This window comes from Leeuwenhoekiella palythoae, assembly GCF_900130045.1.
Classification (GTDB): domain Bacteria; phylum Bacteroidota; class Bacteroidia; order Flavobacteriales; family Flavobacteriaceae; genus Leeuwenhoekiella; species Leeuwenhoekiella palythoae.
On sequence record NZ_FQXT01000002.1, the window covers coordinates 1 to 15,212 of the forward strand.

At 40.2% G+C, this 15,212-nt stretch carries 14 protein-coding genes; 9 read left to right on the top strand and 5 right to left on the bottom strand.

Annotated elements, in window-relative coordinates; all coding sequences use genetic code 11:
* From BUA96_RS03505 to BUA96_RS03540, 8 genes are all read left to right on the top strand, one after another.
* The coding region (locus tag BUA96_RS03505) for a DUF7507 domain-containing protein (RefSeq protein ID WP_139248994.1) at positions 1-1,917 on the top strand (1,917 nt) is incomplete at its 5' end.
* A 44-nt stretch (positions 1,918-1,961) separates the two neighbouring features.
* Positions 1,962-2,906 carry a PorP/SprF family type IX secretion system membrane protein gene (locus BUA96_RS03510; RefSeq protein ID WP_072980500.1) on the top strand — a complete coding sequence of 315 codons (945 nt, stop codon included), beginning with the start codon at positions 1,962-1,964 and terminating at the stop codon, positions 2,904-2,906.
* A gap of 73 nt (positions 2,907-2,979) precedes the next feature.
* A complete protein-coding gene (locus BUA96_RS03515) occupies positions 2,980-3,345 on the top strand; it encodes a hypothetical protein (RefSeq protein ID WP_128755646.1) in 366 nt (121 codons plus the stop codon).
* A gap of 41 nt (positions 3,346-3,386) precedes the next feature.
* Positions 3,387-3,821: a hypothetical protein gene (locus tag BUA96_RS03520; RefSeq protein ID WP_128755647.1), complete on the top strand. Its 435-nt coding sequence runs from the start codon at positions 3,387-3,389 to the stop codon at positions 3,819-3,821.
* A gap of 5 nt (positions 3,822-3,826) precedes the next feature.
* The gene (locus BUA96_RS03525) at positions 3,827-4,195 is read left to right on the top strand and encodes a hypothetical protein (protein WP_072980506.1); all 369 of its coding nucleotides are present in this window, start codon (positions 3,827-3,829) and stop codon (positions 4,193-4,195) included.
* Positions 4,196-4,309: 114 nt separating this feature from the next.
* Positions 4,310-5,116, top strand: coding sequence for an MbnP family protein (locus tag BUA96_RS03530; RefSeq protein WP_072980508.1), 807 nt, complete (start codon positions 4,310-4,312; stop codon positions 5,114-5,116).
* A gap of 46 nt (positions 5,117-5,162) precedes the next feature.
* Positions 5,163-6,212 (top strand): cytochrome-c peroxidase, encoded by a 1,050-nt coding sequence (locus BUA96_RS03535; protein ID WP_072980510.1) that lies wholly within the window; start codon positions 5,163-5,165, stop codon positions 6,210-6,212.
* A 13-nt stretch (positions 6,213-6,225) separates the two neighbouring features.
* The gene (locus BUA96_RS03540; RefSeq protein ID WP_072980512.1) at positions 6,226-7,212 is read left to right on the top strand and encodes a transporter; all 987 of its coding nucleotides are present in this window, start codon (positions 6,226-6,228) and stop codon (positions 7,210-7,212) included.
* A 119-nt stretch (positions 7,213-7,331) separates the two neighbouring features.
* Here the strand turns inward: BUA96_RS03540 and BUA96_RS03545 are convergent, their stop codons facing one another.
* The 5 genes from BUA96_RS03545 to BUA96_RS03565 all read right to left on the bottom strand — a co-directional run bounded on the left by BUA96_RS03545 (position 7,332) and on the right by BUA96_RS03565 (position 11,749).
* Positions 7,332-7,886: an HPP family protein gene (locus BUA96_RS03545; protein ID WP_072980514.1), complete on the bottom strand. Its 555-nt coding sequence runs from the start codon at positions 7,884-7,886 to the stop codon at positions 7,332-7,334.
* A 240-nt stretch (positions 7,887-8,126) separates the two neighbouring features.
* Positions 8,127-8,489 carry a hypothetical protein gene (locus BUA96_RS03550; RefSeq protein ID WP_072980516.1) on the bottom strand — a complete coding sequence of 121 codons (363 nt, stop codon included), beginning with the start codon at positions 8,487-8,489 and terminating at the stop codon, positions 8,127-8,129.
* Positions 8,490-8,693: 204 nt separating this feature from the next.
* The gene (locus tag BUA96_RS03555) at positions 8,694-10,013 is read right to left on the bottom strand and encodes a sigma-54-dependent transcriptional regulator (protein ID WP_072980518.1); all 1,320 of its coding nucleotides are present in this window, start codon (positions 10,011-10,013) and stop codon (positions 8,694-8,696) included.
* Positions 10,013-11,089, bottom strand: coding sequence for a sensor histidine kinase (locus tag BUA96_RS03560; protein WP_072980520.1), 1,077 nt, complete (start codon positions 11,087-11,089; stop codon positions 10,013-10,015). Before BUA96_RS03560 ends, BUA96_RS03555 begins: the two co-directional genes overlap by 1 nt.
* A gap of 78 nt (positions 11,090-11,167) precedes the next feature.
* Positions 11,168-11,749 (bottom strand): MCP four helix bundle domain-containing protein, encoded by a 582-nt coding sequence (locus tag BUA96_RS03565; RefSeq protein WP_072980522.1) that lies wholly within the window; start codon positions 11,747-11,749, stop codon positions 11,168-11,170.
* 338 nt (positions 11,750-12,087) lie between these two features.
* Here BUA96_RS03565 and BUA96_RS03570 point away from each other — a divergent pair, with 338 nt between their 5' ends.
* Positions 12,088-15,123, top strand: coding sequence for a beta-L-arabinofuranosidase domain-containing protein (locus BUA96_RS03570; RefSeq protein WP_233430604.1), 3,036 nt, complete (start codon positions 12,088-12,090; stop codon positions 15,121-15,123).
* Positions 15,124-15,212: the final 89 nt, after the last annotated feature.

Sequence of the window (15,212 nt, forward strand, 5' to 3'; positions counted from 1 at the left end):
GCAATCAACGATAACGGAAACATCATCGTGCCGCCAAATACCGTAGCAGGAGACTATACCTTCACCTACTCGGTATGTGAAAACTTGAATCCTGGTAACTGTCAGACTGCTAGTGTAACCATTAGCGTCGCAGCAGGTACTTTAGTAGCAGAGGATGATGACTTTAGTCTGACTCCGGTAAATGGGGTTGACGGTGGTATCGCAGGTGATGTAACCCTTAACGATACCTTAGATGGTGCACCAGTAGATGATGCGGATATTTATATCGTGAACAATGGTGGACTTAACGGTGTGGCAATCAATGCCAATGGTAACCTGATCGTACCACCAAATACACCACAAGGTACCTATACCGTAGCATACAGTATTTGTGAAACACTCAATCCGGGCAACTGTGATAGTGCACAGATCACCATTGTAGTACAAGAATCAGGATTAGCACTTATTAAAGATGCTGTCTTTGTTGACACTGACGCAAATGCTTCGGTAAATATTGGTGATATCATTACGTACACGTTCAGTATAACAAATACCGGCAGTTACGTTATTGATGACCTTAGACTTACTGATTCAGAATTAGGCATCGCTGATCTTGCAATTACACCTTCAAGCTTAGCTCCTGGAGAAAGTGCATCATTAACGATTGACTATAGCATTACTCAATCTGATATTGATTTTGGAAGGGTGATCAATACCGCAAGTATTTCAGGTATAGATGAGAACGACAACACGATCAGTGATGTTTCCGATAGTGGAAATGCGGCAGATGACACCGGTCGTGATGACGATGCAACAGTTACGCTTCTGAATGGAAATTCTAATCTTGAATTACTTAAGGTCGTACGTTATGAAGACACCAATAGTGATGGTCTTGTGAATTCTGGAGACAATCTGATCTACAACTTTACCGTTAATAACAATGGTAGCGTTACTATTAATGACATCACTATCGTTGATGACTTAGTTACTGTAACGGGCGGACCGATAGATCTTGCTCCGGGTGAGTCTGATGCTAGTAGTTTTAGTGCAGAATACACTATAACTCCTGCCGATGTTGAAGCTGGAGAAGTAATCAACATTGCGCTGGCAACAGGTGTTGACACTAATGGTGTATTGATTGATGATTTCTCTGACGATCCTACTGATGCTTTAAATGTTGACGAAGACAATGACGGTGATTTTGAAGATCCTACAGTATTTGTCATCAATGAAGATGCAAGTATCGAACTGTTAAAGATGGCTGAGTATGTAGATGCTAACAGCAGTAACATACCTGATTTAGGTGATATTATCAGATATACGTTTGTAGTGACCAACACAGGTAATACTACGATCAATAATATCACAATTACTGATGAATTAGTTACCGTGATTGGCGGACCTATAAGTCTGGCTCCGGGAGAATCTGATGCTACTACATTCTATGCAGAGTACGCAATAACACGCAGCGATGTGATGACAGGTTATGTTGATAACACCGCTAGCGTATATGGTACTACGCAGAGAAGTACTATTGTGACTGATATTTCTGATGATCCTACTAACAGTACGAATGAGGATGCTAATGGCGACGGAAATCCAGACGACCCAACGCGACTAGTGCTTTCAATTGAGGATGTATTTATTTACAACGTGATCACGCCTAATGGAGACGGTCTTAACGATCAACTCGTGATTGGTGCAATTGAGCGCTTCCCAGACAATACCCTGAGAATCTTTAACCGTTGGGGTGTTGAAGTCTTTAAAGAGGAAAACTACGGTCAACCCGGCAGTGAACCTTTTAGAGGATATTCTAATGGTCGCGTGGTTATAGATAGTGGCGAGTTATTACCTACCGGTACATACTTCTATGTATTAGAATATGTTACTCAGCGTGGCAATACCCGTCAGAAAGCAGGATACATTTATATCAATTAAATTGCTATAATGAACGAAATGCCCAACCCAAATCTTAATAACACATGAAATTGAGTTTAATTAAAATAAGTTTATTGATGGTTTTCTTGCTGAGCTATTCTTTAGGTATAGCCCAGCAAGATCCGCAATACACGCAATATATGTACAACCCTTTGGTGATCAACCCCGCGTATGCGGGGAACCGCGGGGTAACCAGTATTTTGCTGTTACACCGCAGTCAGTGGGTAGGTCTTGATGGTGCGCCCAGCACTCAAAACCTATCAGTACATAGTCCTATTGGTTTAGGAAAAGTCGGACTGGGTTTTAGTTTGGTTAATGATGTTTTGGGACCGGCACGAGAAACCTATTTTAATACTGATTTTAGTTATACCATAGATACGGGTGCTGAGGGTAAATTCAGTTTTGGATTGAAAGGTTCTTTGAATTTATTAGATGTCGATTTTAGCCGAACCAATCCATTTAACCAGAATGATCCGTTTTTAGTGAGTATTGATAATAAGCTTTCGCCAAACGTAGGTGTTGGTATCTTTTATCACGATGCCAAGTTTTACGGTGGATTATCTGCTCCGCAGTTATTGCGTACTGATCATTTTGACCGAAGCGGTTCACAAGGAGCACAAACTTTTGTTTCTGAGGAAGAAATTCACTATTATGGTTTAGCAGGTTATGTATTTGATCTCAACCGAAATTTGAAATTTAAGCCTTCGACATTGGTTAAGATGGTTGCAGGAGCACCTCTTTCGGTAGATGTGAATGCAAACTTTTTATTGTACGATAAATTGACCTTAGGAGCTTCCTATCGTTGGAGTGCTGCATTGAGTGCTTTGGCGGCTTTTCAGGTGAATGATGGTTTGCTTATTGGCTTCGCATATGACAGAGAATCAACAGATTTAGGAAATGCGACTTACAATAATGGGACCTATGAAGTTTTTCTTCGGTTTGAATTATTTAAGGAATACAACCGTATGCTAACGCCTCGATTCTTTTAAAAACTTAATAGCCTCACTGCGTTAAAAATTACTTTTCAGGTGTTTTTTCAGTCGTAAAGATTAATTTTGCGCTGTGAAAAATCTCGTAATCATATTTGCCTTTCTAATGGTTTTGCGCCCAGCATTTCCGTTTTTAGAATATGCGCTTGATTATGAGTATATCAGTACCGTACTTTGTGAGAATAAAGACAAACCGCAATTAAATTGTAACGGTAAATGTTACTTGATGCAAGCGCTCGCTGATGCTTCAGAAAAAGAGTCTACTCAAAAGAAAAAGAGTACTATGTCTTCAATTGAGTTGCTTCCTTTTATCATTGAAGTAAACGAGCTCTCGATCCCAATTGTATTTGCTGAAGAAACACAAGTTACTTTTTCATTCTATCCTAATCTTTCCGCTAGAGAAACCGCAACCGGTCTCTTCCGCCCTCCTATTGTTTAGTTTACATAAATCTATTTTTTATTCAAACTAAACTTTTTACAATGTACATTTTTAATAAATGTCGCGTCGTTTTGTTGTGTATTCTTATGGCAACAAGCTTGATTTCTTGTGATGAGAATGCTGTACTGCGCGACCAATACAATGCTCTTTTTACTGAAGTTATTGATCTTCATGACGAACTTATGCCTAAAATGAGCGAACTCACTAATCTTGAAGAGCAACTAGAGGCTAAGGACTCGCTTGGCCAGGCAGACCAACAAATTCTAGAAAACCTAAAAAAGGCTGATTCCCGTATGATGGACTGGATGCATGATTTTACAGATACTTATGTAAAAGACCGCACTCCCGTGGCTAAAATGACTGCTCAGGAACTTGAGCAAGGCATTGAAGGCTTGCAAGGCGAACTTCAGGAAGTTAAAGACTTACGCGATTTTACGCATAAGAGCTTAGACGAGGCTACAACTACCCTTAAGTAAGCAGGTTGAAAATATTCTGGTTTCTTTTTACTGCGCTGATGGTGTTTCGCCCGGTTGCGCCCCTACTCGACTATATGGTCAATTATGACTATATAGCCGATGAGCTGTGCGTAAACCGCGACCGTCCCGAACTTAATTGTAATGGACGCTGCTACCTCATGAACGCCCTTGCCGAAGAAGCTTCAAAGAAAAAAGATGCGCAACAACGCGAAGGAAAACTTAACTTTCAGTTGAGCATCACCTATTTTGTATCTGAAACAGATTGGAGTTTTGAGTTGCCGCAAGCTGCCACCAAAACGCAACCTACAGATCATTATCTTTTCAAAAAAATTGAGGGCTTTACAGCCGCTTTACTAAAACCTCCCATTTCTTAATATTCTATTCTTCTTGCGCACGTGGATTACAATACTACGTCGCGCTATTTTTTAAAGGCGAGTTATCGCCTACACTTCCCTATTGGGATTCTATTAATCCATATTTATTAAGAAATGAAAACTATAATAAAACTTCAATTATTAATCTTAACCCTAGCACTTAGTGTAATTTCGTGCTCTTCAGACGATGATGCAACTCAAGAATTATCTGGCGAAAACAACCTGACCATTGAGTTTGATAACAGTGTAAATGGTGACGATTTGCTGCTAGGCACATCATCATACACCAATAGTAATGGCGAAACCCTTACCATAAATCGCTTCAATTATATCGTAAGCAACTTTGTGCTTATTGATGCCGAAGGTAATGAATATGTTTACCCAAAAGATGATAGCTATTTTGTGGTTTCTGAAGAAGAAGCGATGAACGAAGTAGTACTTGAGAACATTCCTGCGGGTGATTATGTCGCAATGCGTTTTGGTGTTGGAGTAGATCAAGAAAAATACCTTCAGGGCGCCGAAGGTCAAGGAGATTTTTTACAAATCGCTGAAGAAACCGAAATGATGTGGTCCTGGCAAGCCGGTTATAAATTCTTGAATTTTGAAGGGATCTTTACCTCAGCTACCGTAACCGAAGCTACTAATTTTCAAATTCACATGGGAAGCCACGGTAGCAGCCTTGACAATTATAAAGAAGTAACTGTTGAGCTACCTACAACGGCTTTAGTGAGTGAATCGCTAAGTCCTATCGTGCACTTTGCTGTAGATGCTAACGAAATTCTAGACGGGAATACTAAAATTCTTCTTTCAGAAAAAGCAGTGGTAATGATCGATGAAGTTAAGAGTCCGCAAATTGCGGTGAATGCTACAGGAATGTTTCGTGTAGACCACGTGCATAACGGCGAAAACATCGAGCATTAGATCTAACTAGATTCCTGTACATACAGGTTTCAATTAAAGTTATACTATGAAATCATTGCTTATAAGCTGCTGTGCTTTGCTATGCATTTTTGCTTCGTGCAGCAGCAATGATGATGCAGAATACACTGCAATCGACGAAGCTTTGGTGCTAGAGCTTCCTGATAATTTTCCGGAGATCAATTATGACCTCAGCGCGAATCCGCCTACCAAAAACGGAGTAGAACTGGGTAAGAAGTTATTTTATGACGGAAAGCTTTCTGCTAACGGATTTATCTCTTGCGGTTTTTGTCATGAGCAGCGTTTTGCCTTTACGCATCACGGGCACCAATTTAGTCACGGGATCGATGATCTTGAAGGAACGCGCAACGCTCCGGCAATTCAGAACATGGCTTTTCAAACCGAATTTGCCTGGGATGGTGCGACCTCACATCTTGACCTGTTTCCTATTATTCCTATAACTAACGAAGTAGAAATGGGAGAAACGATGACTAATGTGCTGAGCAAGCTGCAGGCAGATAGCGAGTATCAGCGCTTGTTTGCTTCGGCTTTTGAAGATGCTGAAGTTTCTAATGAAAACTTCTTAAAAGCACTCGCTCAGTTTATGGTAACGATGATCTCTTCAAACTCCAAGTATGACAAGTATGTTCGCAATGAGGAAGGTGGCGAATTTTCAGACTTAGAAAAAGAAGGTCTCGCTGTTTTTGAGTCAAAATGTGCTACATGTCATGCAACCGATTTGTTTACTGACAATTCATTTAGAAATAATGGGCTCCCACCCTATCCGGGCATTGATGACATTGGGCGTGCTGAGGTAAGCGGAAGCGCAGCAGACAATTATAAATTTAAAGTTCCCAGTTTGCGCAATGTAGCAATTACTGCGCCTTATATGCATGACGGCCGCTTTGGAAGTTTACAGTCGGTACTCAATTTTTATAATTCGGGAGTACAGGAATCTGAGACCTTAGATCCTATTTTAAAACAAAATGAACGTTTGGGAATTGCGCTCACCACAGATGAGCAAGAAGCACTGATCGCTTTTCTAAATACCCTTACCGATAATGAGTTTCTGGAAGACGAGCGTTTTGCAGAATATTAAAATCAATAGAAACATGCTAAAATATATAAGTTCTTGTTTTATACTATTGGCAACTTTAATGGTTAATGCAAATACACCCATTGAAGATCCAATAGCTTCAGCTGTTAATCCATTCTACAAATATGATTATGAAGAATGTGACTTTTGCGGCTGCGGAAGCACCGGTGGTGGAATGGGCTACGGCACTATCGGAAATGAAAATTTCATCGGTATCCGTTACATCTATCAGCGCTATCAATCACGCGACGGAATTTTTAATAACTCGCCTTGGGTTGAGGAAAATTTCAATACGTTACAGCTTTGGGGGAAAATTCCCGTGACCGAAAAGTTAAGCGTAACCGCGATTTTACCCTATCATTTTCACAACCGTAATTTTGTTGACGGCTCATCCCAAAGCATCAATGGGATAGGTGATCTTAGTGTTCTTGCTTTCTATTCACTCATCACTCCTAAAGTAGATGGGCTTTATGCCAATCAGCAAACCAGCATTAAGCATATGCTTGAGATTGGTGGTGGTGTTAAAATGCCTACCGGCGCTTACGACCGTGCCAATAATGAAGGTAGTGTAAATCCAAGTTTTCAGGTAGGAACAGGTAGCTGGGATTATATTCTTGCCGCAAATTATTCGGTGGGATATGAGACTTGGGGATTGGGCGTTCTGGCCAATTATACTTTTAAAACCGAAAATAATGTGGATTATCATTTTGGTAATCAATTTACGTATGGTGTTAATGTTTCTAAAGTATACAACACCTTAAGTATTGATAAGATCATTCCTTATGCGGGATTAGCAGGCGAAGTTTACGCCGAAAATGAAAGTTACGGCTTGCCTGTGGCTGACACTAAAGGGAATGTTATGTTTGCCCGATTAGGCGCAGAGATCTCATTCGGAAAATTAGGAACCGGAGTGAATGTTATGCTTCCGGTGTATCAAAGTCTCAATGCCGGAAACGTTGAAGCCAAGTACCGCTTAGGTTTACACTTAAATTATATGCTCTAAGTAAACAAAACTTGCGAGTTTTAGCTCCTTAGCAGCATAAATAAAAACGGGCTACCGCAAGGTAAAGCCCGTTTTTTATTGAAATTCACCACAAAAATCAATTTGCTTTTAAGTAGGTACTATCGCTTTTTAAGCGGATAACTTCTATGCTTGGTAAGATTGTTAAATACGAGTGCTGTGAGGTATAAAATGAGAGCACCGGATAATACTGGTGAAAGCGCGTAATAATAACCCAGTTCTTGTATTTTGGATGTTCCTATAATTGCAATGAGCGCCGTGGCTCCACCGGGAGGATGTAGTGTTTTTGTGAATTGCATCGCTAAAATAGATAGCGCAACTGCTAGTGGTGCTTCGATCCAAACAATATCAGGAATCCACTTGGCTACACTCACACCAATAAGTGCTGAAATCAGGTGACCTCCTAAAAGGTTACGCGGCTGTGCCATCGGACTATTTATCGCCCCGTAGACTAGTACACTTGATGCTCCAAATGAGCCTATTAAAAATATATTCTCAACTTCTAGCAAATAACGCGACTGAATATAGGCAATGATCCCAATCCCCATAAAAGCGCCTAGAAATGACCAGAAATATTCTTTGTAATCCACAAAAGTTTCTCTGTAAATAATATATTTCGAAATTCTAAACGTGCGTTTTACCGTCTTTTTAGGCATTAGTATTCTTTTCTTCTAGTTCAAAAAGAAACCCACTCCCAGACAGGTAATCCCTACAACACGCTGTCAGGAATGGGTGGTTTAATTCAAAACAAAGCTTTAAGCAAAGAGCTCGTAAAAAGTGAGAGAAACGCGCCCGTTATAACAGAAGATTCCAAACTGCCTTAACAAGCGCACACTAACTAACTGACTATATGTTTCTCTCTTTTTCGTTTTAGTTTATGGCTAATTAACTAAACACTACTTCAACCTAAGCTCTCCGGCAGCAAGCGCTTCCTTAAAATCTACACTTACTGTATTTACGGTATTGAAGAATTTTTTTCCGTTTGCGAGCTTTACATCTACTTTTGCGATACAACCATTCTTCATAGTCACATCGGTCACTTCAACTTCTTGATTGATAAGCGCTCGGTAATTTGCAATACCTCCGCGTTTGATGATAAAATTGCTTTTTGGAAAATTAAAATGATCATAAGAGCTGTGCGCCGGCTCAGCAATTTTGAGAACATCTCCTGCTTTTACTTTTGGAGTTTCACACGTTTCTTGTGCTTGTACAGATACAGTTCCCAGGGCCAACGCGGCTATTAAAAATAAAGTTCTCATAGTATTGATATTTATAGTTATTAATTATTTGATTTTCTTGCCTATATAAAGGCAAGGCACGTGCCAATACTATAAAAACCTATCAATACCAGTTTTCAATAAACTGAATTTCAGTTATTTACATGTCTTTAAACATTTTTAGTCGAAGAATACATTCGGATAATTTTTACACGATACGGGTAAAAATTATCCGATTTTCATTGCTTAATTATCTAATTTATGTCGCAAGGTTTTGCGAGTTATCTGAAGAATTTCTGCTGCCTTTGTTTTGTTATTTCCGGTAGATCGAAGCACTTTTTTGATGTAGTCGCGTTCCATTTCTGCCAGAGAAACCAATTTGTTTTCCGGCATTTCAAGGTTGTATTTTAAATGATCAGGAAGATCTTTAACGCCTACGGCTTTATCACACATAATCACCGCCCGCTGAATTATATTTTCTAATTCTCTAATATTTCCGGGCCAGGTGTACCGCTTGAGTATCTCTAGTGCCTCTGGATCAATACGTATAAAGCGATCTTTATATTCTACACCATATTTAAATAGAAATTTATCTACCAATAGCGGAATATCAGACATACGCTCGCGCAAGGCCGGCAAAGGAATCTCTACAACACTCAGCCGGTAATACAAATCCTCTCTAAAGGTTTGTTTTTTAATCATTTCCCTTAGATTGTTATTTGTAGCTGCGATGACCCTGACATCTATTTTTTCGGGCTTTTGTGCGCCCACGCGAACCACTTCCTTTTCTTGCAAAACCCTAAGCAGTCGTGCTTGTACCGCCAACGAAGCATTACCTATTTCATCTAAAAAAATAGTTCCGCCTTGCGCAGCTTGAAACGCTCCTTTTCGGTCTTTATCAGCACCTGTAAAAGCCCCTTTGGTATACCCAAACAATTCGGCTTCAAGAAGATTTTCAGGTATTCCACCGCAATTGACAGGGATAAATGGTGCTTTGCTAAACTTACCTTCGTAATGAATTGCCCGGGCAACAAGCTCTTTACCAGTACCACTTTCACCATTGATAAAAATGGTGGCTTTGTTATCTTTTACCCGATCTATGATCTGTAAAACTTCTTCTATCTTTTCTGAAGCACCTATAATTTCCCCATGTTGCTTGGGCTTTGCCGTATCGTTTTTGACAACCTCCTTAACTGACTTGGGCAATGCCTTAGCCACGGCGGCCTGCAACTCACCTTTGGTAAACGGTTTAGTGAGGTATTCTACTACGCCAGACTTAATCGCCTTTAAAGAATCTTGCACCGAAGGAAACCCAGTAACCACCAGTTTAGGCAAATCAGGATAATGCTCGGTAACAAATTTGATGAGTTCAAAACCATCTATTTGAGGCATTTTTAAATCAGTGATCAGCAGATCTACGTGCGTATCTTTTAAAATCGCCACCGCCTCTTTTACAGAGACCGCTCTGTACGTATGATAATTCCAGCTATGCAGATGCCGTTGCAGCAATTCTAGAATGTGCAAATCATCATCTACGATCAATATATTTTCTTTACGTAATCTCATTATTTGGGTAAACTTACTTTAAAGGTTGCACCTTTATCCTCATTATTTTTTGCCGAAATGCTTCCGTTATGGCTGGTTACGATTCCGTGAACCACGCTTAATCCTAATCCGGCACCTGAACCTGTAGGCTTTGTCGTGAAAAAGGGTTGAAACACTTTCTCAAATCCTTCATCTGAAAGGCCCGGACCTTCATCTATAATTTCAAGATAAATCGTTTCGGCATCTTGATTTACTTTGATTTGCACCAAGCCATCAGGTGGTGAAAAATAGATCGCATTGATGGTCAGGTTAAACAAAATCTGGGTAAGCTGCACCGTATCTACTTCAAGCAGCATTTCTTCATCAGCGATGGTCACCGTGTAACGCACGTTTTCTTTCCTAAAAGTTGCGTCTAGTAAATTCATCGCCTCCCTGACCTGTGGCACAATATTGACCAAAGTTTTTTCTTGAGGCATCGCTCTGGAGAAAAACATAAGCTTTTTAACCACTTCTCTTGAGAAAATCGCGTTCTTGATAATTTTATCTAAATCCGCAGCTACCGAAAAGTTTTCTTCCAGATCTTCTTTGAGCAATTCGGCAAAGCCTAAAATATTAGCCAGCGGCGTGTTGAGTTCGTGCGCAATGCCAGCTGTCAGCTCTCCAATGATCGCTAATCGGTCAGCATGTTCCATCTGTTGCCGCAGTCGTGCTGCATTTTGTTTACTGGCTACACGATCCAGATAATCGCCAATTTTAATCCCAATGTTATCTATAAGCGGTTGCTCTTCGGGCAAAAAGTCTAAAGATTCCTTGTTCAAATAAACCTTAATAAACCCTTCAACCGCATCAAAAACTTTAATTTTTGTGGAAAGAAATTTATCGGTTAAAATAGTTCCTGTCGCAACATGTATCGAACCTTGCTCAATCACGACTTCGGTATCTTCAGGATACTGAAACCCCACTTTTATACTTTGCGCGATCGCCGTAAATGTTTTTATATGTTCTTTAGGGTCTGCATCAACTAAAATTGAAGAAACTTCATACAAACACGTCAATTCTTTAATACGTTCTTTTAACGCTGCCTCAATAGTGCTCATTGAATCCATTTAGATTTCTACTAAGTTAGTTAACCTTTTTACAATATGAGAATCGGCCGTCTAAGACTGTGCGATTAATTAAGCCTTAACACTCTTTTTAGCTTTATAAAAAACAATGATCTGCAATGCGATCCCAATGCAAATGAGAAAGAAGATTTCAAAATTGGCGATCATATTACTCATATCAAGCGATTTTTGCGCGCTAGTTGTGAGGTTTCTGCTTTCGGTGATCTGAATTTCAGACAACTTGCTTAAATACTCTTTTAAGTCTGCGATCTGACGTTGTTGTTGAGCAACCATTTCAGGCTGTTCTGACCGCGTTTCTAACTTCTGTAAGGCGACAAAATCGCTTTTAAACTGACTGAGAAGTTCTGCCTCAGAACGCGTGAGCTTGGTGGTTTCAAAATCGGCTATCAAGTCTTCAATAGCGGCATTGGTAGTTTTAGATTGATTATAGGTTTGCTGCACCAGCATTAATTCTTTCTCGTGTAAAGCTTGGGCAATTGAGAAAATATAGCCTTGAACTAAGACACGATCTTTAAAAACTTCGTTGACGGTTTCCTGTGCTTTTTCAAAATGATGCTGATCGATTCTATTGGTTGCTAACACCATTAAAAACACGACCAAAAGCGCTAAAAATGTATGTATTCTACGTGCCATAAACTCAAAAATTTTAAAATGTGATGAACGTCAACACGCTTAAAATCAAAAAGCTATCCGAAATACCTTTGAAAAATTTAAAAAACTGAAAAACAACAATTTACAGACAAATATCAATTTGATTCAGAAGTTACTCTGCGTAAAAATTACCCGCTTTGGATACAACCGAACCACTTTAGATCAATAACCTCTAACCATTAAAACTTTATCACTTCTATAAACCGCAACAGAAAAATGGCTTTCCGGCATCTTTGCTAAAAAAATACCAGTATTGACTAAATTATGAGCAAAAGCAAGTAATTCAATACGATATATTTACAACACAATCACAATGCGTCATGCCTATTATTATGAAGTTCTCCAGAATATTTTATGTTTTCTTACTTTCTGTTTTAAGCCTTAACAGCACCACATTAGTTGCTCAAAATGGGGATCAAATGCTTGACGGAATAGGTGAAACTGCGCTTATTGCACGCTATATTTTTGATGGAAATGCTAAAGATTGGTCGCGAAATAATCTGCACGCCACTTTATCAGAAAATGCTGAATTTACCACTGACTCCACTTTTAATAAGGTGCTTTCTTTAACTGACGCGGCGTTTGTTCAACTCCCGAAAACCACCTTAAACAGTATGGAATCCTTGTCGATCTCCACTTGGATTCAACTCGATCAAAATACTGAAAACCAAACACTGTTTGATTTTGGTAAAGATTCAGCCCGGCATTTTTATGTTAATCCGGTCTCAGGAAATGTTGTTTTAAAATCAAACGCTAACGCTGTCACCGGTACTTTTTCAAAATTAAATAGTGGTACTTGGGCGCATCTTGCATTAATTGTAGATGTTACGGCTCAGCGCTTAGAAATCTACCTCAATGGAGCTTTGGCTTCTCAAAAAACGTTGAGCGCATTTGACTTGAACACCATAATCAATACTGAAAATAATACCCTGTACTTAGGCAAATCACTTGCTGCTTCTGAGGCTAACTTACAAGCCAAGCTGCACGATTTTAGAATCTACCGAATACCACTGAGTCAGAATCAAGTTAAAAACATTTACGCCATCGCCACCGGAAAAGAAGAAAGTGTGGTCAATGAGCGTCACGAGCCTGAAGATAACCTTCCGCAGTTTGCTGATGATGTGCCGCAATTGTATAATCATTACTTAACAGGTGTTTCAGATCTTACAGTAGAAACCGTAGTGGGCCAACTTCCCCGCTTGCCTCGTTTTGTTGACGCAACGTATAAAATACCGGTAAATACGACTAAAGTTCGTGTGATCTGGCCGGCTCCAACAGATAACAGCAGTGTGCTACAACCGGGAACTTATGAAATTACAGGCCAAGTTTTAGGTACTTCTTTTCAGCCTAAAGCGACCGTGGTGGTTAAAAAAGGTAATGCCCAAGAAACACCGCAACGCACCCTTGAAGCGTTTGCTTTAAATGAGGTAAGCCTTGATGCAAACCGTTTGGGCCAAAAGTCAAAATTTATTGAGAATCGCGATAAGTTTATCACTACACTGGCCGGCACCAACCCTGACTCGTTTTTGTATATGTTTAGAAATGCATTTGGGCAGCCACAACCTGAGGGAGCAATGCCTCTTGGCGTTTGGGATACGCAAGAAACAAAACTTCGCGGCCACGCAACCGGGCATTATTTAACCGCAATCGCCCAAGCCTATGCGAGTACAGGCTATGACAGCGCGCTTCAGCAAAATTTTGAAGCAAAGATGAAATATATGGTAAATACGCTTTATGATTTATCACAACGCTCGGGAAAACCCGCAACTGCAAGCGCAAATTTCGTCAGCGATCCTACTGCCGTTCCTACCGGTCCAAATAAAGAGATTTACTCATCAGATCTAAGCGAAGCGGGTATTCGTACCGATTATTGGAATTGGGGTGAAGGGTACATTAGCGCTTATCCACCAGATCAATTTATAATGCTTGAGCACGGCGCAAAATATGGTGGTCAGGAAACACAGGTTTGGGCTCCTTATTACACCTTACATAAAATTCTAGCCGGACTTCTGGATGTGTATGAAGTAAGCGGAAATGAAAAAGCATTACATACCGCAGAGGGAATGGCGAGTTGGGTCTATGCCCGCCTGAGCCAACTCCCTACGGAAACGCTCATCACAATGTGGAATACCTATATCGCCGGAGAGTTTGGCGGCATCAACGAGTCGCTTGCCCAATTATACCGTATAACCGAGAATGAAAACTATCTGAAAGCAGCGCAGTTGTTTGACAATATCAAGGTATTTTATGGCGATGCTGAACATAATCACGGACTCGCAAAAAATGTAGACACTTATCGCGGTCTACACGCCAATCAACACATTCCACAGATTATGGGCGCGCTAGAATTATATCGAAACTCAAAAAATGCTGCCTATTATCATATCGCCGATAATTTTTGGTATAAAACTAAAAACGATTACATGTACAGCATTGGCGGTGTCGCGGGTGCTAGAAATCCGGCTAATGCAGAATGTTTTGTAGCACAGCCTGCTACCTTGTATGAAAATGGGTTATCAGCCGGTGGTCAAAACGAAACCTGCGGAACTTACAACATGCTCAAATTAAGTCGTGGTTTATTTCTCTACAATCAGCAACCCGAGTTGATGGATTATTATGAGCAAGCGCTTTATAATCAGATCTTGGCTTCGGTGGCAGAGCATACTCCGGCGAATACCTATCATATTCCGTTGCGTCCCGGCTCTAAAAAACAGTTTAGCAATGCAGATATGAGTGGTTTTACCTGCTGTAACGGAACCGCGATAGAAAGCAGCACCAAGCTTCAAAATTCGATCTATTTTAAAAGTAAGGATAATAAAGCGCTTTATGTAAATCTCTTTGTTCCATCTACTTTACAGTGGAGCGAACAGCAGATCAGTATTCAACAAGTGACGGCATATCCGCAAGAAGATCAAACCAAATTGATCATCAACGGAAAAGCAAAGTTTGATCTACACTTGAGAATTCCCGGTTGGGCAACCAATGGCATCGAGGTCAAAATCAACGGAAAAATTCAAAAAACAAATGCTATACCCGGCAGCTACCTGAAGCTTAGCCGAAGCTGGAAAAATGGGGATACTGTAGCACTAAAAATTCCATTTGGATTTAGGTTAGACCCTATTATGGACCAAGAAAATATCGCAAGTCTGTTTTATGGGCCCGTACTTTTAGCGGCACAAGAAGAAGCCCCACGCACCGATTTTAGAACAATCACCCTCAACGCCGAAGATCTCGGAAAAACCATTTCCGGAGATCCAAAAGCACTGGAGTTCACTATAGACGACACAACTTTTAAGCCCTTTTTTGAAACCTATGATAGACATTCGGTTTATTTAGATGTTCAGCTCCAGCAGTAATTGCTCTCGAGTGTATTCTCTTTGGTGGCTGCTAAATAAAATCGAACAACCAGCACACGGAACTCCGTTTTCAAATTAACGCAACTTTG